Genomic DNA, 20,869 nt, shown 5'->3' with positions numbered 1-20,869 from the left:
TGAGATGACGAAAGAGGAGAACCAGGGGAAAGGCGCGATCTGGGACCTCCGGGATCTGGTCGGCGACCTCGCGGACCAGATCCCGGCCGGCCCGGGCGACGGTGCCCCCGCCGCCCGGACCATCGGGGTCCGACCGCCCCGGGACGCCCCGAACCGGCGGCCACCCGGTACGCCACTGGCCGAGTCCCCCACGTCCCGCCCGGATACCCAGCAGGCAGACTCGTTGACGGAAGGCGACGAGCGGCAGCACCCAGCACTGGCACCATTCGGTGGACTTCCCGTGGTGCCGACCGACAAGGTCACCGCACCGGAGGCGTTCCCGCGCCGGCCGGAACGATCCGGGACGACTCTGCCGAGCACCCCCACGCTGCGGAAGCCGGCCGGCGTGGTCCTAGCCGTCCTGCTGGTCGTCGTCGGCACGGCGTACGGCGTGCACCTGTGGAACCCCGACGACCCCGGCACCTCCGGCTACGGCGAATCGGTGTCCACCCCGAACCCATACCTCACTCCGGCCGACTCGACCGGTACCCCGGACGAGCCGACCGGACCGCCCGACGGTGGTACCACCACCCCACCAGATCCCGAGGCCGCGGCCCTGGCCGAGTTGCATCGACTGCACGACCAGGACCTGCCCACGGTCAACCTCGACGGCCGGTACGTCGCCCAACTCGCCTCGAAGTCCGAGGGCATCGTCGATCCGCGCCAGCAGGCAGCAAACGGTTCGCACACCTTCTACGCCAGTGACATCCTCGCCGAGCATCTGCGGCTACGGGCGGAGTTCGGCACCGAGGTACCCGTGGTCCTCCTGTTGAGCACCGACTACGGCCAGCAGCAGCGGCACGGCAACCAGCCGCTGTGGCTCACCTTCGCCGTGCTACCCGAAGGGTCGAAGGAGTCGGTCGCCAGTTGGTGCGGTGGACATTTCGCCCAGCTGACCGAGGAGGCCCGGCAGAATCTCTGCGTACCCCGCCGGTTACGTCCACCGGGCACGTGATCACTCCAGCCACCGCTGCCTCTGCCGATCCGACGTCGGGGAAGGCTGGCGGGTGCCGTCCCACCTCGGAAGGGCAAAGCCGTTACCCCACCGGTCGGTGGTACGGGCCGCGGCCCGGTGAGCCGGTCAGTTGACCGGCTCACCGGCCGGGGCCGGGGCCTCCGCGTCCACCCGGGCGGCGCGGATCTTGTGGCCGACGCTGGTGAGGCAGCGGCCGGAGGGGAGGTCGAACTTCCAGCCGTGCAGCTGGCAGGTGAGCTGGTCGCCCTCGACGATGCCGAACCGGGTCAGGTCCGCCTTCAGGTGCGGGCAACGGCGCTGCACCACCCAGTCGCCCAGGGTGACGTCCTCAGCGTCGACGGCCCGCTCGTGCTCGTCGTACCAGCCCTCGGCGTACTGGAGGCGCTCGGTGGACAGGCACTTGAAGAAGGCGTACACGAACTCGTTGTACTGGCCGATCCGGGCCGCCGAGAAACGGCAGGACAGGAAGAGCGAGTTGACCCAGTCGACCTCGTCGATGTAGAGCAGGTGCTCGATCAGCGCCCGCTCGGTGCGGAACCGGTACCGGACCTTCTCGTCCGCGTACGGCCGGACCTCCTTGCCGGGGAAGTCCACCACGATCGACTCGACGCTGTCGCCGTCGTAGCCGACCAGGTCGAAGCGGACCGGGCCGCCGACGCCCTTGGCCAGATAGATCGACTCGTCGAGCAGCGGCTCGATCCGACGCTTCATCCCGGCCAACACGTCGATCTCGGGGTGCCGCCAGGACGCCTTCTCGGCCTCGATGACGCCGCGCTTACGCTCCCGCATCTCCTCCAGGTGCGCGGTCTTGTTCGCGAAGAACTCCTCGACCGGCTGCGGGTGGGTGGTGGTCGCGCCAGAGGTGGTCACCTCGGCGACGCTGCCCGGCAGCAGCACGATGCCGTTGGTGCCGCCGACCTTCGCGTACTCCGACAGGAACACCGACTGGTCCGGGAAGATGTTGCCCTCGTCGCCGTGGATGTCGTTGAACTGCCACAGCGCGTCGTCGAGGAAGCACGGCGGGCCGGCGATCGGGAAGACGTGGTCGGCCTTCAGGTCGTCGATGTAGCGCCAGGTCCGGTCGAACTGCCGTTCCCGCTTCTGCTTGCCGAACGCGGTCTTCGCCGCCTGCGGCAGCTCGTAGACCATCGGGTACCAGATCGCGCCGGAGAACTGGAGCAGGTGCGCGTGCACGTGGCCCAGCTCGGCGAAGACGGTCAGGTCGGTGGGGCGGGCGTCGTTCTGGTTGAGCAGCCGGACCCCGTCGTACTCCACCCAGAGCGACGAGTCGCCGATCGGACCGTCGGTCGGGCTGGTCAACGCCTGAATCATGATCTTCAGGCCGCCGTCCAGCTCCACCACCTGCTCGTTGGGGGCCCGCAGGAACTTCGTGAAGCCCAGCGCCCGCAGCTCGTCCTCCATCTCCGAGGTGGGGAACTCGGGCAGCAGGACGGTGGCGTCCTTCGAGACGAAGTCCCGCAGGTGCTTGGCGTCGAAGTGGTCCCGGTGCAGGTGCGACACGTACAGGTAGTCGACCCGGCCCAGGGTCTCCCAGTCGAGCAGGGAGTTGTCGGGGAACGGGAACCACGAGGCGAAGTAGGCCGGATTGACCCACGGGTCGCACAGGATGCTGCCCGCAGCCGTGTCGATCCGCATGCTGGCGTGTCCCGTACCGGTCACTCGCACCGCAGTCCCCCTCAAACAGACAATCAAGGTGTACGTCAGGAACGCTACCGGAGGCAGTGTGGTCGACGGCCCGCGACGCCGGTAGAGCCGACCCGCCCCACCGGGAAGGGGACCTTCGGCCCGGGTGCCGCCCCGGCCGGCCAACCCCACCCGGTGGCGTGGTCCTGCGCCGTACCGCGCCTCCAGCAGGGCGGACCCCGCACCGGGCCCGGGGCGGGGCGTGCCAGACTAACCGGAGATCCGATCGCGAGGGAAGGACCGACAGTGGCAGGAAGCGAGCCGGTAACCGCGCCAGATCAGCACAGGCCCGGGCACCGCAAGGCCGGGCGGATCGGCGCGGTGCTCTCCGCGTTGGCGCTGCTGGCGATGCTGTGCGGCAACCACGAGGGCAAGGTCGAGGACATCTGGCTGGTCGGCCTGGCGGTGCTGTTGCTGGCGATCGTCGTCGGCGACGCCGTGCTGCGTCGCAGCGGGCTGCGCTCCTGACGCACCGCCCCCGCAACGCCACGAGGGCCCACCCCCGGCCGGGGGTGGGCCCTCGTCACGTGTGGTGGATCACCGGCCGAAGAGGATGTCCTGCACGTCCTTGAGCGCGGCGTCGACCTCGGCCTCGAAGTAGCCGCCCGGCACCAGGCCGAAGCGCAACGTGTCCAGGTCCTTCGGGTTCACCGGCATCTGGTTACGGCCCTGCATCCCACCGAGCAGGCTCTCGAAGAACCGGTCCACCTGGTCCGGGTCGTACCCGCTGCCGAACCGGCGCACCTGGAAGCTGCGCCGGATCTGGTCGACCCGGTACAGCTCGCTGCCCGGCGGACCGGCCATCGGCGGACCCACCATCGGCGGGCCACCGACCGGCGGGCCCATCTGCGCGGGCGGGCCGCCCAGCGGCGGGCCACCCAGCGACTGCGGCGGCATCGGCGGAGGGCCGGCCGGGCCCCGGCCACGCATGTCCCGGGGGTCGCGGTCCAGCATGGGGTCCCGCTCCGGCATCCGGTCCCGGTCGGGCATCCGGTCGTACTCGGGCATCCGGTCGCGGTCCAGCATGCGGTCCCGCTCCGGCATCCGGTCCCGGTCGGGCATCCGGTCCCGGTCCGACATGCGGTCCCGCTCCGGCATCCGGATCTCGGCGGTCATGTCGGCACGGCCGTGGCGACCGGCCTCGAACCCGTCGAAACGCTGCTCGTCGGGGGGTGGTCCGTAGCCACTGCCCGGACCGGCCGGCAGACCACGCGGCGGCGGGCCACCGTGACCCATCGGCGCACCCGGACCGGGGCCCATCGGACCGCCGGGGCCCGGCCCCAACTGGCCGCGCGGGGCGTCGTACCCGCCACGCGGGGCGTCGTAGCCACCGGCGAAGGCACCGGTCGGCTCGTCGTAGCGGCTGCCGTACCGGTCGGGTGGGCCGGGCTGCGCCGGCATGGCGCGCGGCGGCATCGACGGCGGGGTCTGCGGGAGGCCCCGGTGGTCGTCACGCATCGGCGGGGCGAGCCGGTCCGCGCCGCGCGGGTCGGCACCGCGACCGGTCGGGGCGGACCGTTCCTCCAGCTCGGCCAGCTGCCGCTCCACCCGGTCCAGGTGCAGGTCGACCTGCCACTCGTCGTAGCCGTTGAAGCGGACCCGGAAGACGACGTCGTGGACCTCCTGGGAAGCCACCGGAGCACCGACCGGCTGACCGGCGAGGGTCGCCTCCACCCGATCCAGGAAGGCGTCGACCTCGTCGACCTTGTAGCCCCGGCGGAGCGCCTTACGCCGGAAACGCTGACCCTGACTCGCCACTATGTCTCCTGGTCTCGTACCGCTACGCCCGGTCGCGCCCGCGCGGCGCTTCGCTGTCACTGTCCCCCGCGGCAGCCAACTGCCCGCACGCACCGTCGATCTCACGCCCCCGGGTGTCACGCACCGTGGTGGACACGCCGGACTCGCGCAACCGTCGGACGAACTCCCGTTCCACCGGCTTGGCACTGGCGTCCCACCGGCTGCCCGGCGTCGGATTGAGCGGGATGAGGTTGACGTGCGCCGACCGTCCGGCCAACAGGCGTCCGAGCAGGTCGGCCCGCCACGGTTGATCGTTCACGTCCTTGATCATCGCGTACTCGATCGACACCCGGCGGCCCGTCGTCGCCGCGTAGTCCCACGCTGCGTCCAGCACCTCGGCTACCTTCCAGCGCTGGTTGACCGGCACGAGTTCGTCGCGCAGCTCATCATCGGGCGCATGCAGCGACAACGCAAGGGTCACCGAGAGGTCTTCGCTGGCCAGTCGGCGGATGGCCGGCACCAGACCGACCGTGGAGACGGTGACGTGACGCTGCGACAGACCCAGCCCCTCCGGGGCCGGCGCGACCAGCCGCCGGATCGCCGTGACGACCCGGGAGTAGTTGGCCAACGGCTCACCCATGCCCATGAACACGACGTGGGACAGCCGGGGCGGCGAACCGGCCACCGCGCCCGAGGCGGCGACGCCGGCCAGGTAGACCGCCTGGTCGACGATCTCGGCGGCGGAGAGGTTACGGGTCAGCCCGGCCTGGCCGGTGGCGCAGAACGGGCAGGCCATGCCGCACCCCGCCTGGCTGGAGATACAGACGGTGACCCGGTCCGGGTAGCCCATCAGCACGCTCTCCACCAGCGAACCGTCGTGCAGCCGCCACAGCGCCTTGCGGGTGGCGCCGTCGTCGCAGGCCAGCTCCCGGACCGGGGTGAGCAGCCGGGGCAGCAGCGCCCCGGCCAGCCGGTCCCGGCTGGCCGCCGGCAGGTCGGTCATCTCAGCCGGGTCGCGGACCAGCCGACCGAAGTAGTGGTGGGAGATCTGCCGGGCCCGGAAGGCCGGCTCGCCCAGCTCGGTGACGAGCGCCTTCCGGCCCGGCAGATCGAGATCGGCCAGGTGCCGGGGAGGCATCGCCGGGCGGCGGCCGGGGGCGTCGGGGTCAACGGGGATCACAGGCAGGCTCGTCATGGCTGGTCCAGTCTGTCACGCCGTGTGCCGCAGCCGCCCGTCCGGAGGTGCCGAATCGACCCCCACCGCCGGGACCGCCCGGGTGGCACGGCGTGATTCATCCCTCAGCCCACCACCGGTACGAGGACCGCCAGCAGCAGATAGGCGGTGGGTACGGCGAACAGGATCGAGTCCAGCCGGTCCATCAGACCGCCGTGCCCCGGCAACAGGCTGCTCATGTCCTTCACGCCCAGATCCCGTTTGATCATCGACTCGGCGAGGTCACCCAGCACCGCCGCCACCGAGACCGCCACCCCGAACAGCGCGCCCCACCAGGGGGCCACGTCGAAGAGCAGCCAGATCAGCAGGGCGCTGCCGACGGCCGCGGCGACGACCGAACCGGCGAACCCCTCCCAGGACTTCTTCGGGCTGATCCGGGGGGCCATCGGATGCTTGCCGAAGTTCGCCCCGGCGGCGTACCCGCCGGTGTCGGAGAGCACCACGCCGGCCACGGTGACCAGCACCCGCAACGGGCCGTCGCCGGGGGCCGCCGCGAGCATCGCCGCGAAGCCGCCCAGGAACGGCACGTAGACCGCGATCAGGGTGGCCGCGGTGATGTCCCGTTGGAAACCGGCCGGGCCGTCACCCAACCGCCAGATCATCGTGCCCAGCACGGTGACCAGCAGGCCCAGGCTCAGCGCGTCGGGGCCGGCGAACCAGGCCAGCCCGATGGTGAGCACGCCACCGGCGAGCAGCGGCACCAGCGGTGGATGGGCGCCGCTGCGCCGTACCGCGCGGGCCATCTCCCAGATGCCGACCCCGATCGCGCCGGCCAGCACGGCCAGGAAACCGGGGAGGAAGAAGAAGAGCGGGACCAGGACCAGCGCACCGAGCCCGAGTCCGACCCCGATCGCGGCCGGCAGGTTGCGCCCGGCCCGGCCGGTCGACGGCTGCCCGGTGGCGGGCCGCTCGGCGCTGGCCCGTCGCCGACCCGGGGACCGCCGGCCGGGCGGTGGCTCCTGCGGGTCGGCGTCGACCTCGGGCCGGGCGGCGTCGTCGGTCCGGACCGGGGTGAACGGCGAGGTGGGGACGGCGTCGTCGCGGACCGGGGGCAGCTGGGCGGTCGGAGCGTCGTCGTCGCGGACCGGGGGTAGCTGCGAGGTCGGGGCGTCGTCGTCGGCGAACGGCCGGCCGGCCACCGGCGGGTCGTACGGACCGTCAGGCGACTCGTCGTGCCGGCGGACGGGCGGTCGGGGCGGGGCCTGGGGCACCGCGGACAGGTCGGTGCCCGACTGCCGGGGGGACCACGGTTCGACCTCCCGGTCCGGCCAGGGCAACGCCGGGGGGCGGTCGGACCGCTCCCAGCCACGGGGCTCGGTGCCGCTGTAGGGGTCGAGGGGGGACATCACGTACCGGACGACGGTACGAGTGCCACCACATGACGCAAGACCACAACCATCCCCTACCCGCGTGACTACTTCGGTTGACCGGCCCGACGGCCGATCGATCCCCGCCGTTCACCGCCCGGTGGCCGGGAATCGTGCCGAGCCTACTGCACGGGCCGGCCGGGCACGGTGGACGCCGGGCCCGGTTGGCCAGCGGTGGCGGCCATGCCGCCCGCCCGCCGGCCTCGTCGCGGCGGCCCGTCACGGCGCGGAGACGGTGGGTTCCGCGTGGTGTCCCCGCCGGCCCGAGCCCCGGGCGATCAGGGGAGACGGTCCCCGCCACCGACACCTCCCCGACGGCGGTGACCTCACGACAGAGACTTCAACGACAGCGGCGACCTCAACGACGGCGGCACCGGAGCGACGCCGCCGTCAGGCGGTGCCGCGCCGGTGCCGTGGCAGCCGGGAGCTCAGACTTCGAGCAGCTCCGACTCCTTATGCTTGACCAGCTCGTCGACGGTGGCGACGTACCGCTGGGTCAGGTCGTCGAGTTCCTTCTCGGCGCGGCGGCCGTCGTCCTCGCCGACCTCGCCGTCCTTGACCAGCCGGTCCAGCTCTTCCTTGCCCTTGCGGCGGACGTTGCGGACCGCCACCTTGGCTTCCTCGCCCTTGTGCCGGGCCACCTTGATCATTTCGCGGCGGCGTTCCTCGGTCATCTGCGGGAGCAGGATGCGCAGCTGGTTGCCCTCGTTGTTCGGGTTCAGCCCGAGGTCCGAGTCGCGGATCGCCTTCTCCATGGCGTTGATCTGCGAGTTGTCGTACGGCTTGATGATGACCATGCGCGGCTCGGGCACCCCGATGGACGCCATCTGGGGCAGCGGGGTGGGCGTGCCGTAGTAGTCGATGATGACCTTGGAGAACATGGCGGCGTTGGCGCGACCGGTACGGATGGCGCCGAACTCCTCCTTGGCGTGCTCGACCGCACGCTCCATCTTCTCCTCGGCCTCGAGGAGGGTGTCGTCGATCACCGGTCTCCTCGCCTCCTTCTGTTGCTCGTCGTGGGCTGATCTGCTGCTCTGGTGCGGAGGACCGCTGCGGTGGCCGGCGGGATCGGTCAGGCGGTGATCAGCGTACCGATCTTGTCGCCGCCGACGGCCCGGATGATCGTGTCCTCGCCCTGGGCGCCGAAGACCAGCATCGGCAGCCCGTTCTCCATGCAGAGGCTGAACGCCGCCGCGTCGGCCACCCGCAGGTTACGGCGCAGCACCTCGGAGAAGGTGATCGAGTCGAACTTGCTGGCGTCCGGGTCGATCCGTGGGTCGGCGCTGTAGACGCCGTCCACGCCGTTCTTGCTCATCAGCACCACGTCGGCGCGGATCTCCAAGGCCCGCTGGGCGGCCACGGTGTCGGTGGAGAAGTACGGCATCCCGGCGCCCGCGCCGAAGATGACCACCCGCCCCTTCTCCAGGTGCCGGATCGCCCGCAGCGGAATGTACGGCTCGGCGACCTGGGCCATCGTGATCGCGCTCTGCACGCGCGTCTCGATGCCCTCCTTCTCCAGGAAGTCCTGCAACGCCAGGCAGTTCATCACGGTGCCCAGCATGCCCATGTAGTCGGCGCGGGCCCGGTCCATGCCGCGCTTCTGCAACTCCGCGCCCCGGAAGAAGTTGCCGCCGCCGACCACCACGGAGACCTGCACACCACGTCGTACGACGGTGGCGATCTGCCGGGCGATGGCCTGCACGACGTCCGGGTCGACACCGATCGCCCCACCGCCGAACACCTCGCCGGAGAGCTTCAGCACCACTCGGCGGGCGCGGCCGGGCGGCGGCGCCGTCGGGTCGTCCGCCTCCAGGCTCCGGTCGTTCACAACCTGTGTCATCCGCCCCGCCCTTCCCGCGCGCACGTCGACCGCGCCGCGTCACCGCGTACCTGCCCGTTGCCGACCCTATGTGACGAGGAGGCCCCGGTGCCTGTCACGTACACCGGCGGCCTCCTCGTCGACGTTGCGTGCCCGCCCGGGCGCGGTGTCCGCGCCCGGTCCGTGGGCGGCTCAGGCCTGGCCGACCTCGAACCGGAGGAAGCGGGTCACCTCGATGCCGGCCTCGGCCAGCACCTGCTTGACGGTCTTCTTGTTGTCGGACACCGACGCCTGCTCGATCAGGACGTAGTCCTTGAAGAAGGCGTTCACCCGACCCTCGACGATCTTCGGCAGGGCCGCCTCGGGCTTGTTCTCCTCGCGGGCGGTCTGCTCGGCGATGCGCCGCTCGGACTCGACGACGTCGGCCGGCACCTCGTCGCGGGTGACGTACTTCGGGCGCATCGCGGCGATCTGCATCGCGGTGCCCCGGGCGTCGGCGTCGGCGGCCTCGTCGGTCTTGCCGGTGTACTCCACCAGCACGCCGACGGCCGGCGGCAGGTCCTGGCTCTTGCGGTGCAGGTAGACCGCGACGGCGCCGTCGAGCTTGGCGAAGCGGTTCAGCACCAGCTTCTCGCCGATCTTGGCGGACTGCTCCTGGACCAGGTCGGCGACGGTCTTGCCGTCCAACTCGGTGGCGAGCAGCTCCTCGGCGGTGCCGACGCCGCTGCGCTCACCGTGCTCGACCAGCTGCTGGGCCAGGGCGACGAAGGCGTCGGTCTTGGCCACGAAGTCGGTCTCGCAGTTGAGCTCCAGCAGCGCCTTGCCCGAGTGCGCGATGAGGCCGTTGGCGGCGGTCCGGCCGGCCCGCTTGCCGACGTCCTTCGCGCCCTTGACGCGCAGGATCTCGACGGCCTTGTCGAAGTCGCCCTCCGCCTCGGTGAGCGCCTTCTTGCAGTCCATCATGCCGGCGCCGGTGAGGTCGCGGAGCTTCTTGACATCCGCGGCGGTGAAGTTGGACATGACTCTCTCTTCGGTGTTGAGACTGCGGTGGGTGGTCTGAGGTGCCGGTTTACCCGGAACAGCACCGGACGTGCCCGGCAGAAACCGTCGCACCCCGCCGCCCGGTCATCCGGGCGGCGGGACGCGACGGTGCGGTCACTCGGCGGCGGCGGTGGCCGGCTGCTCGGCCGGCTGCTGCGCGTCGACCGCCGGCTGCTGGGCCTCGGCCGCCGGCTGCTCGTCGGCCTTCTTCGGCTCCAGCAGCTCGCGCTCCCACTCGGTCAGCGGCTCGTCGCTGCCGACCTGACCCGCCTCCGGCTTCTCGTCGCCACCGCGACGCCGGCCGGAACGGGCGATCAGGCCGTCGGCGACGGCGGCGGCCACGACCTTGGTCAGCAGCTCGGCGGAGCGGATCGCGTCGTCGTTGCCCGGGATCGGGAAGTCGACCTCGTCCGGGTCGCAGTTGGTGTCCAGCACCGCGATCACCGGGATGCCCAGCTTGCGGGCCTCGTCGACGGCGATGTGCTCCTTCTTGGTGTCGACGATCCAGACCGCGGCCGGGAGCTTCTGCATGTCCCGCAGACCACCGAGGGTCTTGGTGAGCTTGGTCTTCTCGCGGAACAGCTGGAGGGTCTCCTTCTTGGTGTACCCGGCGGCGGTGCCGGTCAGGTCACCCAGCGCCTCCAGCTCCTTCATCCGCTGGAGCCGCTTGTACACCGTCTGGAAGTTGGTCAGCATGCCACCGAGCCAACGGTGGTTGACGTACGGCTGACCGACCCGGGTGGCCTGCTCGGAGATGGCCTCCTGAGCCTGCTTCTTGGTGCCGACGAACAGGATGCTGCCGCCCTCGGCCACCGTGTTGCGCACGAAGTCGTACGCCTTCTCGATGTAGTCGAGGGTCTGGCGCAGGTCGATGATGTAGATGCCGTTGCGCTCGGTCATGATGAAGCGCTTCATCTTCGGGTTCCAGCGCCGGGTCTGGTGCCCGAAGTGGACACCGCTCTCCAGCAGCTGACGCATGGTCACGACGGCCATGGTGGGGTACTCCTCAAGATCCCTGGTTGTTCCGCCCGACCGGTGGCCGGGCGTCCTGGCGCCTGGTCGCCGGCCATGGTGGGCCCGACGGGATCGGGACCAGGGAGGCCGTCGCCCCACGACGAGACGTGGAGAGGGCACGCGAGGTCGACCGCGCAAGGCGGTCGCCAAGAGCCCAGTGTACGCCCCCACCCCGCCACCCGGCCCCGGGCTCCCCTCCGGCGCAGGACGGCCCGGGACGGGGGTGCGGCCACCCACGGCCCAGCCGGCTGGCGGGCGGCTCCACGGGCGGCCAGGACTGCCGACGGGCGGGTCAGCGGGCGGCGAGAGCGGCGGCGACGAAGAGCACCAGCCCGATGGTGAGATAGGCGGTCGGTGGGCGCAGCCAGCCCCGGTCGCCGTCGGCCATCGCCAGCCCGCCGGCCCGCAGCCCGTACAGGCCGCCGGCGAAGATCGGCAGACCGACCACCAGGAAGACGCCCACGACGACGTGCGCCACCGGGACCGGATCGCCGGTCAGTCCGTGCAGCAGCACCCGTAGCGCCGGGATCTCGAAGACCAGCACCGACAGGCCCAGCAACGCCGCCAGCGCCGGCCGCCGGGTGCGGTAGACGCCGTCGGAGGCCGGCGCGCCCGTCCGGTACGTCCCGTCGGGGCCGGCCACGCCGTCCGGACGGGGCACGACCGGCGCCATCGGGCCGGTCGGCACCTCCAGCGGGGAGGGCTCGGCCGGCCGGTTCGGCTCGACGATCGGATAGTTGCCCAGCGCCGCCGGTCGACCCGCCTCGGAGCCGGCCAGCGGGCCGACCCCGCTGACCCCCAGCACACCGGAGTCGGCGGCGAACCGACCGGTGCCGCCGTCAGCCGCGCCGAACCGACCGGCACCGCCCGACCGGCCCGGGTCGCCGACGCCCCGGTCCACCCCGGGGCCGGTCAGCAGGCCGGCCCCCGTGTCACCGGCCCCCCGCACCGGGAGGCCACCGAGCGCCCCGACGCCGGTGTCGCCGCTCGACCGGGCCGCGCCGAGCGGGCCGCTCCCGGTGTCGCCCACGCTCCGTCCCAGGCCGGTGTCGGACAGCCGGCCGGTGCCGGTGTCACCCACACTCCGCCCCGGCCCGGTGTCCGTCAGGTGGCCGGTGCCGGTGTCGCTCACACTCCGTCCCAGGCCGCCGTCGGCCAGCCGACCGGTACCGGTGTCGCCGATGCCCCGGGGGGAGCCGCCGAGCGCTCCCGTGCCGGTGTCCCCGAGCGGCCCGGAGTCGCCGACGCCGGCCTCCCGGGCGGCCCGTCGGCCCACCCGGTCGGTGGGGAGTTCGCCGGAGACCTCCGGATCGTCGCGACGGAGCCGGGTCGGCCGGTATCCGGCGGAGTCGCCCGCGCCGTCACCCAACGGGTCGGCCGCGTCGAAGCGCCCCGGGTCGAGGCGTTTCGCGTCCGCGTACCGGCCCTCCTCGGCAGCCCGCTGGTCGGGTGTCCGCAGCTCGTCGTACCGGCGCACCCCGCTCGCCGTCCGCCAGTCCGGGTCGTCGTACGCGCGGTCCCGGCCGGCCGGGTACCAGCGCGACTCCTGATCTTCGGGGTAGCTCCGTCGTGCGTCCACGTCCGGCACCGTATGCGACCGACCCGTCCGACGCCATTCGCAGGTCGGACGGCTGAACACGACCGATCGGGCGGATCGTCCCCGGCGACCGACCGGCCCCGGAGCAGGACGTATCCGGGTTTCCATAGCACGCCGGGGCCTTGATCGTCCGGTCGTCCACAGGCCCCCGGGTTGTCCACAGCCGGGGTAACGGGGGTCGCGTTCCGCCCATCCCCACCCGGACGCTGACCGTCATGACCAACCGGAACCAGGCGATCGGCGCGTACGGCGAGCGGTGCGCCGTACGCCATCTGATCGGGGCCGGGCTACGCCCGGTGGCCCGCAACTGGCGCTGCCGGGCGGGCGAGATCGACGTCATCGCCTGGGACGGCCCGGTCCTCGCCTTCTGCGAGGTGAAGACCCGCCGGGGAGACACCTACGGCAGTCCCGCCGAGGCGATCGTCCCGGCCAAGGCCCGGCGGTTGCGCGGGCTCGCCGTCCGCTGGCTGGCCGAGACCGGGACCACCGCCGACGAGGTCCGCTTCGACGTCCTGTCGGTCCGGCTGCCACCCGCCGGACCGGCCCGCGTCGAGCATCTCAAGGGGGCCTTCTGATGGCCGGCGGGCGTCGGGACAAGGACCGGCGGGCCGGCTGGCGGGTCCGGGCGGGGGTGGCGTGGTGAGCTACGCCAAGGTGCTCGGGGTGGGCCTGGTCGGCGTCACCGGCCACCTGGTCGAGGTCGAGGCGGACCTCTCCCCCGGGCTGCCGGCGGTCGTCATCTCCGGGCTGCCGGACACCGCCCTGCACGAGGCACGGGACCGGGTCCGCGCGGCCGTGGTCAACTCGGGGCAGCGCTGGCCCAACCGCCGGATCACCCTCAACCTGCTGCCCGCCACGCTGCCCAAGTACGGCTCGGCCTTCGACCTGGCCATCGCGGTCGCCCTGCTCGGTGCCGCCGGTGAACTGCCGCTGCTGCCGGTGGAGGGGGTGGTGGTGCTCGGCGAGCTGGGGCTCGACGGGACGGTCCGGCCGGTTCGTGGCGTACTGCCGATGGTCACCGCCGCCGTACGCGCCGGGCTGGACCGGGTGGTCGTACCGGTGGGGAACGCGGCGGAGGCGGCGGTGATCCCCGGGGTACGGGTCCGCGCCGTCGACACCCTGCACCGGCTGGTGGCCTTCATCCGGGACGGGACGCCCCTGCTCGAACCACCGCCACCCGCCCCCGCCGAGGCGGCGGCCGGGCCGGATCTCGCCGACGTCGCCGGGCAGGGCCTGGGCCGACGCGCGGTGGAGGTGGCGGCGGCCGGCGGACACCACCTCTCCCTGCTGGGGCCGCCGGGTGCCGGCAAGACGATGCTCGCCGAGCGGTTGCCGTCGATCCTGCCGGAACTCGACGACGCCGCCGCGCTGGAGGTGACCGCGCTGCACTCGATCGCCGGCATCCTGCCGCCGGACGGGCGGCTGCTGCGCCGTCCACCGTTCCAGGCACCACACCACTCGGCCACCGTGGCGTCCCTCGTCGGCGGCGGCTCGGGACTGGCCCGGCCGGGGGCGCTGTCGCTGGCGCACCGGGGTGTGCTCTTCCTCGACGAGGCCGCCGAGTTCAGCAAGGCCGCCCTGGAGGCGTTGCGCCAACCGCTGGAGAGCGGTCAGGTGCACCTGACGCGGGCCCGTGGCGGCACCCGGTACCCGGCCCGGGTCCAGTTGGTGCTGGCCGCCAACCCCTGCCCCTGCGCCCGGCCCGGGGGCGACACGCTCTGCGAGTGCAGCCCGCTGGCCCGCCGGCGGTACCTTGGCCGGCTCTCCGGTCCGCTGCTCGACCGCATCGACGTACAGGTCCGGGTGCTGCCGGTGCGGGCGGCCGAGTTGATGGGCACCGACCCGGACGGTGAGCCCTCGGCGGCGGTCGCCGCCCGGGTGGTGGCGGCGCGCGGGGCTGCCGCCGAGCGGTGGGCTGCGGTCGGGCACCGGCTCAACGCGGAGGTGCCCGGCCCGCTGCTGCGCCGCCCACCGTGGCGGCTCGCCGCCCAGGCCACCGCCGACTTACGCGGTCGGCTCGACCGGGGTTCGCTCTCGGCCCGGGGCTTCGACCGGATCATCCGGCTCGCCTGGACGATCGCCGACCTCGACGGCCGGACCCGGCCCGATCAGGAGGACGTCCGGGAGGCCATCGGCCTCAGAACGGGGGAGGAAGCGTGACCAGCATCGAGGACCTGCACGCCCGGGTGGCGCTCACCTGGCTCGCCGAACCGGGCACCCGGTCGGTGTACCGCCTGGTGGGCCGGCTGGGTGCGGCGGCCACCCTGGAGTTGCTGCTCGACGGCGGTGCGCCCGACGACGCGTTGCGGGCGACGGTGGCGGCCCGGCTGGACGCCGGCGACCCCAGGACGGTGGCGGCCGGGGCGGTGGCGCTCGCCGACCGGCTCGGCGCGCGGATCGTCTGTCCCGCCGACGACGAGTGGCCCGCCCCACTGGGTGACCTGGAAGGGCTCGAACTGCCCGGGGCGAGCCGGAAGGTCGACCGGGAGACCGCCCCACCGCTGTGCCTGTGGGTACGCGGCGGGTGGCCGCTGGCCGAGGTGCTGGACCGGTCGGTCGCGGTGGTCGGCGCACGGGCCGCCACCGGCTACGGCGTACACGTCGCCACCGAACTCGGGTACGGCCTGGCCGACCGGGAGTGGACGGTGGTCTCCGGCGGCGCGTTCGGTATCGACGCCGCCGCCCACCGGGGCGCGTTGAACGCCGGTGGGGTGACGGTGGCGGTGCTGGCCTGCGGGGTGGACCGTCCCTACCCGATGGGCAACTCGGCGCTCTTCGACCGGATCGCCGAGACCGGCCTGCTGGTCAGCGAATGGCTGCCGGGTGCGGAGCCGTTGCGTCCCCGTTTCCTGATCCGCAACCGGGTGATCGCCGCCGGGACCCGGGGCAGCGTGCTGGTCGAGGCGGCGGCCCGCAGCGGCGCGGCCCAGACCATGCACCGGGCGATCGCCCTCCAACGGCCCTCGATGGTGGTGCCCGGCCCCGTCACCTCGGCGCTGTCCGTCGGCGCACACGAGTTGCTGCGGGAGTACGGGGACACCCGACTTGTCACCGGGCTCGCCCACGTACTGGAGGAGGTGGGCCGGATCGGGGTCGACCTGGCGCCACCCGCCCGGGGTGCGGCCCGCCCGACCGATGTCCTCGACGACGAGGCGACCATGCTGCGCGAGTCGATGCCCCGACGCGGCACGGTCGGCGCGGACGTACTGGCCGCCCGGGCCGGCGTTCCCGTCCGGACGGCGTTACGCAAACTCGCCCTGCTGGAGGAGTTGGGCCTGGTGGCCCGCCGCGCCGACGGCTACGCCCTCGCCCGGCCCCCGTCGCGCTGAGGCGGAGACGACGGATGCCACCCGAAGGTGCCACCCCGGTGGACGGGTTCGGATGCGATGATCGCTGCCGTGTCGATTCCCCGTCGTTCCGTCCTCGGTCTCGGATTCGCCGCCGCCCTCGGGCTGACCGGCTGCGCGCAGCACCCGTCCACCGGGCCGGCCGGCTCCTGGGCCACCCCGGTCCCCGGTGACGGCTCGCAGGGCGGCCAGGGTGCGGCGGCTACCGGCCGACCGGGGGCCGCCGCCCGGGGTGCCGCCCCGACCGTGACCAGAAAGCCGCGCACGCTCACCGTGGCGCTCCAGCGCTACCTCCAGCCCACCACCGAGAACCCGAAGCACCCGACGTACGCCGGGGCGGTGGTGCTGGCGACGACCGACGGTGAGCCGACCGACCACCTGGCGGTCGGTGAGGCACTGCGCTACGACGCCGGGCCGGTGCTGCTGCCGGCGGCGAAGCGGGTCGCCATGCGTCCCGACTCGATCTTCGACCTGGCCTCGCTCACCAAGGTCTACACCGCGATCCTCACCCTGCAACAGGTCGACAGTGGGCGGATCGACCTGGACGCGCCGGTGGTGCGATACCTGCCCGGGTTCACCGGCACCGGCAAGTCCACCGTCACCGTGGCGATGCTGCTGGCCCACACCAGCGGCCTGCCGGTCGGGGCGAAGGTGACCGGCTACTCGACGATGGCGCAGCGGTGGCAGGCGGTGCTGGCCACCCCGCTGGTCAGCGGCGCCACCCCGGGCACGGTGTTCCGCTACTCCAGCGTCGGTCTGATGGTGGCCGGAAAGATCGTCGAGCAGGTCACCGGGCTCACCCTCGACCGGGCCCTGAAGACCTACCTGACCGGCCCGTTGGGGCTGCGCTACACCGGGTTCAACCCCAACACCTGGCTCAGCTCGGCCGACCGGGCCAACCGGCTGGTCGCCACCGACGCCCGTTCCTCCCGGGGGCTGCTGCGGGGTGTGGTGCACGACGACGTCGCCAACCACCTCGGCGGCATCGCCGGTCACGCCGGCATCTTCGCCCCCGCCAGCGAGGTTGCGGTCATCGGGCAACTGCTGCTCGACGGCGGCAGCTACGGCGGGAAGCGGATCCTCGCCGAGAGCACCGTCGCCCGGATGCTGCGCAACGCCAACACCGGGTTGCCCGCCGTCGACCCCGACCGGCCGGGACGCACCTCCGACCACGGCCTCGGCGTGGTGCTCAACCAACCCTGGTTCATGGGCAGGCTCGCCCGGCCCACCACCTTCGGACACACCGGGTTCACCGGCACGTCGTTCCTGGTCCAACCGGACCGTCGCCGGGTGCTGGTGCTGCTGACCAACCGTGCCCATCCGAACTGGAGCTGGGCCGACCCGGACCCGGCCCGCGTCGCCGTGGCCAACGCGTTCGCCTGACCCGCTCCCGCCGCCGACCGGACCACAGCCCGAGCACCCCCGCGCCCACCGGCCGCCCCGCCGAAGCACCACCACCTCCCTCCACCCGCCGCCCGTCCGTCCCCGATCAGCCACCCGCCTCCTCCGGCGGCCCGTCCGCCTCCGGATGGCTTGCCGGGCCCCGCGGGTCGTCCGGTCGGCGGTGTCCCCCTGCCGGCGTCCGTAAGCTGGGCCGGTGAACCCGGACGAGTGGTCGGTCGCAGGTCGACAACCGTCGACCCCCGGCAGTTGCCGCCGGGGACCTCGGCGGTGGCAGCGCGATGAGTAGTCGCAGGCCGGGGACCCGCGCCACCCACCAGGCACTGCCGCCGGCCATGCGGGACGCGGTCGACGGCTTCGCCGTGCACCTGGCGCAGGTACGCAACCGCTCCGCGCACACCGTCCGGGCGTACGTCGCCGACCTGGTCTCGCTGCTCGACCACGCGGTCCGGATGGGTTGCGCGGCCCCCGCCGACCTGGATCTGGGCGTGTTGCGCAGTTGGCTGGCGAAGCAACGGACCACCGGCGCGGCATCCAGCTCGTCGGCTCGACGGGCCGCCGCGGCGCGTACCTTCAGCGGCTGGGCCCACCGGTCCGGCCTCCTGACGACGGACGTGGCCGCCCCGCTGGCCACCCCGAAGACACGTCGGGAGCTACCGGTGGTGCTCCGCGCCGACCAGGTCGCCACCCTCGTGGAGGCCCCGGGCCGCAACCGGCCCACCGCCCCGGGCCACGACGGGCCTCCCGCCGCGCCACCCGACGCTCCCTCCACCGGGGCACCTCCCGCCCCGACCACCGGTGGGGCCTCCCCGGAAGTGGACCCGGCGGAGGAGGCGGTCCTGTCGCGTGACCGGGCACTGCTCGAACTGCTCTACGCGACCGGCGCGCGGATCAGCGAGGTGTGCGGTCTGGACACCACGGACGTCGACCGGGAACGTCGGGTGATCCGGGTCCTCGGCAAGGGCAACCGGGAACGGACGGTCCCGTACGGGCTGCCGGCGCAGCGGGCGGTCGACAGGTGGTTGGCGGCCGGTCGACCCGAACTGGCCGGCCCGGACTCCGGGCGGGCCCTGTTCCTCGGTGCCCGGGGCGGGCGGCTGCACCCGACGACGGCCCGGCGGATCGTGTCCGGGTACGCGCGGACCGCCGGGCTACCGCCGACCAGCCCGCACGGGCTGCGGCACTCGGCGGCCACCCACCTGTTGGACGGCGGGGCCGACCTGCGGGCGGTGCAGGAGCTGTTGGGGCACTCGTCCCTGGCGAGCACCCAGATCTACACCCACGTGTCGGTGGAACGACTCCGCGCCGCCTACCGGCAGGCCCATCCCCGGGCCTGACCGCCCTCCGGGGCCGGAGCCGGCCCACCCCCGGGAGTCGTGGGGCCACGCCGTCGGCGGGGTGCGGTGACCGGTGACGATCGGCCCGGCCGCCCGGCGGCATGCGGGCTACGATCGCCCGATGAGCGTCCCGACGCCGCCCGAGTCGATTCCCGGGGCCCGACTGCTCTTCACCCTCGACCCCTCGGTCAGTTACCTCAACCACGGTGCGTTCGGTGCGGTGCCACTCAGCGTACAGCGCACCCAGCAGCGGCTGCGCGACGAGATGGAAGCCAACCCGCAGCGTTTCTTCGGGATGGCGCTGATCGACCGGCTCGCCCACACCCGACGGCACCTGGCCGCCTTCCTCGGTGCCGATCCGGAGGGCACCGCCCTGGTCGGCAACACCACGACGGGGGTGGCCGTGGTCCTCCAGTCACTCGGCCTACGCCCCGACGACGAGGTGCTCGGCACCGACCACGGGTACGGCGCGGTGAACTACTCCGTCGCCCGGGAGTGCCGCCGGACGGGCGCGACCACCCGTGCCCTGCACCTGCCCCGGTCGGCCACCGACGCGCAGATCGTGGAGATCGTCCGGGCCGGCCTGCGCCCGGGGCGTACCCGGTTGCTGCTTGTCGACCAGCTCACCTCGGCCACCGCCCGGGTGCTGCCGGTCGCCGCGCTGGTGGCGGTGGCCCGGGAGCACGGCATCCCGGTGCTGGTGGACGCGGCACACGTGCCCGGGATGCTGCCGGTGCAGGTCGACGCGATCGGGGCCGACTTCTGGGTGGGTAACCTGCACAAGTGGGGGTTCGCCCCGCGCGGCACCGCCGTACTGGTCGTCGCCCCGTCATGGCGGACGCGGATCGAGCCGTTGGTGGTGTCCTGGCAGCAGGCCGAGGGCTTCCCGGGCAACGTCGAGTGGCAGGCCACCCTCGACTACACGAGTTGGTTGAGCGCCCCGGCCGGTCTCTACGCGCTGCGCAGCCTCGGCGTCGAGCGGGTCCGGGCGCACAACGCCGCGCTGGCGGCGTACGGGCAGCGGGTGGTCGGGGACGCGCTCGGGGTGCCCCCGGCCGACCTGCCCGACCCGGGCGGGCCGGGGGTGGCGATGCGGATCGTGCCGTTGCCGACGGGCGTCGCCGGCACCCTGGAGGAGGCCGCTGCCCTGCGCGGTCTGATCGCCGATCGCCTCGCCGCCGAGGTGGCGGTGATGGCCTGGCACGGGCGGGGTTGGCTGCGGCTGTGCGGGCAGGTCTACAACACCCCCGACGAGTACGAGCGGCTGGCGGCCCGGCTGCCGGCGTTGCTGAGCGGGCGGGGCTGAGCCGACGCCGGCGGAGCGCCGACCGCACCGGCAGGGTGCCGCGTCGTCCCGCCGGGCGACCCCGTCCGGCCCGGCACCCCATCGTCGACCGTCGCCGGTGCCTGGGGTCCGGACGGGAGCGCCGCCGGTGGCCGCACGGCGGGCCACAGCGGCGTCACGGGCCAGACGGCTGGCCACCCCGGCGTCAGGGGCCGGACGGAGGCCGGCCTCGACGGTGGTGCCCGGGCCGAGGCTGAGGTCGGTCGTCACCGGCAACAGGCGGACCCGGCCGAGCCCGAGCAGGGCCAGCGGGTCGAGGTATTCCGGGCCGCGTCGGGCCCCCCAGTGCAGGCAGCCGCCGGCCGGCGCCGCCGTCGCAGGGCAGCCCGGATGCCCGGCCAGCAGCACGCCCAGCGGGGCGCCGGCCGCCACCACGTCACCGGTGCGCACCCGGGGGCGTACCGGCTCGTAGGTGGTCCGCAGCCCCTGCGGGTGGCCGACGGTGACCACCGGTCGGCCGGCGACCATGCCGGCGAAGAGCACCGTGCCGGCCCCGGCGGCCCGGACGGTGGCACCGGGCGCGGCGGCGAGGTCCACGCCCCGGTGGCCGGCGAGCCACGGCAGCGGGGGTGGGTCGAACCGGCGTACCGGTCGGGGCGGGCCGTCGAGCGGCCACCGGAACGCCGGTGCGGGCACGACCCGGACCGGGGCGGATCGTGGCGGGGTCGGCCGGCCGGGGAACCAGTGCGAGCCGAACACGAGCACGGCGACCCCGAGGGCCGTCACCTGCCGTAGTCCTGTGCGCATCACCGCAGCATGCCGGGGTCGCCCGCGTGGTGCCGCGCACCCGGTGTCCGCTGTGGATGAGGGGACGGGCTGTGGAAAACGACCGTCGGGCCGGTGGATCTGTTATGCCGGTTGCCGGCCGCCGCCGGGCGGAACGACGACGGTGCCGGCCGGCCGACCGGTCT

General features: G+C 73.5%; 17 protein-coding genes and 1 pseudogene. 8 read left to right on the top strand and 10 right to left on the bottom strand.

The genetic code is table 11. From position 1 onward, the window contains the following. The first annotated feature begins 4 nt into the window (after window positions 1–4). The gene (locus tag JQX11_RS05215) at window positions 5–994 is read left to right on the top strand and encodes a hypothetical protein (protein WP_204923843.1); all 990 of its coding nucleotides are present in this window, start codon (window positions 5–7) and stop codon (window positions 992–994) included. Between the two features lie 126 nt (window positions 995–1,120). On the opposite strand, the gene JQX11_RS05210 is transcribed toward JQX11_RS05215, so the two are convergent. Beyond that, entirely contained in the window at window positions 1,121–2,701 is a 1,581-nt protein-coding gene (locus tag JQX11_RS05210; RefSeq protein ID WP_204923842.1) for a Rieske 2Fe-2S domain-containing protein, read from the bottom strand. Window positions 2,702–2,965: 264 nt separating this feature from the next. Between JQX11_RS05210 and JQX11_RS05205 the strand changes: the two genes are divergently transcribed. Beyond that, a complete protein-coding gene (locus JQX11_RS05205) occupies window positions 2,966–3,187 on the top strand; it encodes a DUF2631 domain-containing protein (protein WP_088645513.1) in 222 nt (73 codons plus the stop codon). 69 nt (window positions 3,188–3,256) lie between these two features. Here the strand turns inward: JQX11_RS05205 and JQX11_RS05200 are convergent, their stop codons facing one another. The 8 genes from JQX11_RS05200 to JQX11_RS05165 all read right to left on the bottom strand — a co-directional run bounded on the left by JQX11_RS05200 (window position 3,257) and on the right by JQX11_RS05165 (window position 12,510). Continuing rightward, window positions 3,257–4,477 (bottom strand): DivIVA domain-containing protein, encoded by a 1,221-nt coding sequence (locus JQX11_RS05200; protein WP_204923841.1) that lies wholly within the window; start codon window positions 4,475–4,477, stop codon window positions 3,257–3,259. Window positions 4,478–4,499: 22 nt separating this feature from the next. After that, window positions 4,500–5,651, bottom strand: coding sequence for a dual-specificity RNA methyltransferase RlmN (rlmN, locus tag JQX11_RS05195; protein WP_204923840.1), 1,152 nt, complete (start codon window positions 5,649–5,651; stop codon window positions 4,500–4,502). Between the two features lie 104 nt (window positions 5,652–5,755). Next, window positions 5,756–7,036 (bottom strand): phosphatidate cytidylyltransferase, encoded by a 1,281-nt coding sequence (locus tag JQX11_RS05190; protein ID WP_204923839.1) that lies wholly within the window; start codon window positions 7,034–7,036, stop codon window positions 5,756–5,758. Window positions 7,037–7,485: 449 nt separating this feature from the next. Continuing rightward, entirely contained in the window at window positions 7,486–8,043 is a 558-nt protein-coding gene (frr, locus tag JQX11_RS05185) for a ribosome recycling factor (RefSeq protein ID WP_204923838.1), read from the bottom strand. An 86-nt stretch (window positions 8,044–8,129) separates the two neighbouring features. After that, complete coding sequence (gene pyrH / locus JQX11_RS05180) at window positions 8,130–8,897, bottom strand: UMP kinase (RefSeq protein ID WP_088645508.1); 768 nt, start codon at window positions 8,895–8,897, stop codon at window positions 8,130–8,132. A gap of 171 nt (window positions 8,898–9,068) precedes the next feature. Beyond that, window positions 9,069–9,896, bottom strand: coding sequence for a translation elongation factor Ts (tsf, locus tag JQX11_RS05175; RefSeq protein WP_204923837.1), 828 nt, complete (start codon window positions 9,894–9,896; stop codon window positions 9,069–9,071). A 135-nt stretch (window positions 9,897–10,031) separates the two neighbouring features. Then, complete coding sequence (gene rpsB / locus JQX11_RS05170) at window positions 10,032–10,910, bottom strand: 30S ribosomal protein S2 (protein WP_204923836.1); 879 nt, start codon at window positions 10,908–10,910, stop codon at window positions 10,032–10,034. A gap of 313 nt (window positions 10,911–11,223) precedes the next feature. After that, window positions 11,224–12,510 carry a hypothetical protein gene (locus JQX11_RS05165; RefSeq protein ID WP_372444551.1) on the bottom strand — a complete coding sequence of 429 codons (1,287 nt, stop codon included), beginning with the start codon at window positions 12,508–12,510 and terminating at the stop codon, window positions 11,224–11,226. A 233-nt stretch (window positions 12,511–12,743) separates the two neighbouring features. On the opposite strand from JQX11_RS05165, the gene JQX11_RS05160 reads away from it, so the two are divergent. The 6 genes from JQX11_RS05160 (at window position 12,744) to JQX11_RS05135 (ending at window position 19,919) form a co-directional block, all read left to right on the top strand. Further along, the gene (locus JQX11_RS05160) at window positions 12,744–13,103 is read left to right on the top strand and encodes a YraN family protein (protein ID WP_204923834.1); all 360 of its coding nucleotides are present in this window, start codon (window positions 12,744–12,746) and stop codon (window positions 13,101–13,103) included. A 64-nt stretch (window positions 13,104–13,167) separates the two neighbouring features. Beyond that, window positions 13,168–14,688, top strand: a complete 1,521-nt coding sequence (locus tag JQX11_RS05155) for a YifB family Mg chelatase-like AAA ATPase (protein ID WP_204923833.1) — start codon at window positions 13,168–13,170, stop codon at window positions 14,686–14,688. Next, on the top strand, window positions 14,685–15,857 hold the full coding sequence (locus tag JQX11_RS05150) for a DNA-processing protein DprA (RefSeq protein ID WP_307826068.1): 1,173 nt from the start codon (window positions 14,685–14,687) through the stop codon (window positions 15,855–15,857). The genes JQX11_RS05155 and JQX11_RS05150 overlap by 4 nt, the downstream gene beginning before the upstream one ends. 69 nt (window positions 15,858–15,926) lie before the next feature. Further along, window positions 15,927–17,258, top strand: coding sequence for a serine hydrolase domain-containing protein (locus JQX11_RS05145; RefSeq protein WP_307826067.1), 1,332 nt, complete (start codon window positions 15,927–15,929; stop codon window positions 17,256–17,258). Window positions 17,259–17,557: 299 nt separating this feature from the next. Further along, window positions 17,558–18,613 (top strand): tyrosine recombinase XerC, encoded by a 1,056-nt coding sequence (locus JQX11_RS05140; RefSeq protein ID WP_204923831.1) that lies wholly within the window; start codon window positions 17,558–17,560, stop codon window positions 18,611–18,613. A gap of 121 nt (window positions 18,614–18,734) precedes the next feature. Beyond that, entirely contained in the window at window positions 18,735–19,919 is a 1,185-nt protein-coding gene (locus JQX11_RS05135; RefSeq protein WP_204923830.1) for an aminotransferase class V-fold PLP-dependent enzyme, read from the top strand. 231 nt (window positions 19,920–20,150) lie between these two features. On the opposite strand, the pseudogene JQX11_RS05130 reads toward JQX11_RS05135, so the two are convergent. After that, window positions 20,151–20,705, bottom strand: a pseudogene (locus JQX11_RS05130) (murein hydrolase activator EnvC family protein); the annotation flags it as partial. Window positions 20,706–20,869 lie beyond the last annotated feature (164 nt).

The sequence above is a fragment of the Micromonospora humida genome (assembly GCF_016901255.1).
Taxonomy (GTDB): domain Bacteria; phylum Actinomycetota; class Actinomycetes; order Mycobacteriales; family Micromonosporaceae; genus Micromonospora; species Micromonospora wenchangensis.
Note: the sequence above shows the minus strand (reverse complement) of the source record. Positions and strands in the feature narration are given on the sequence as shown.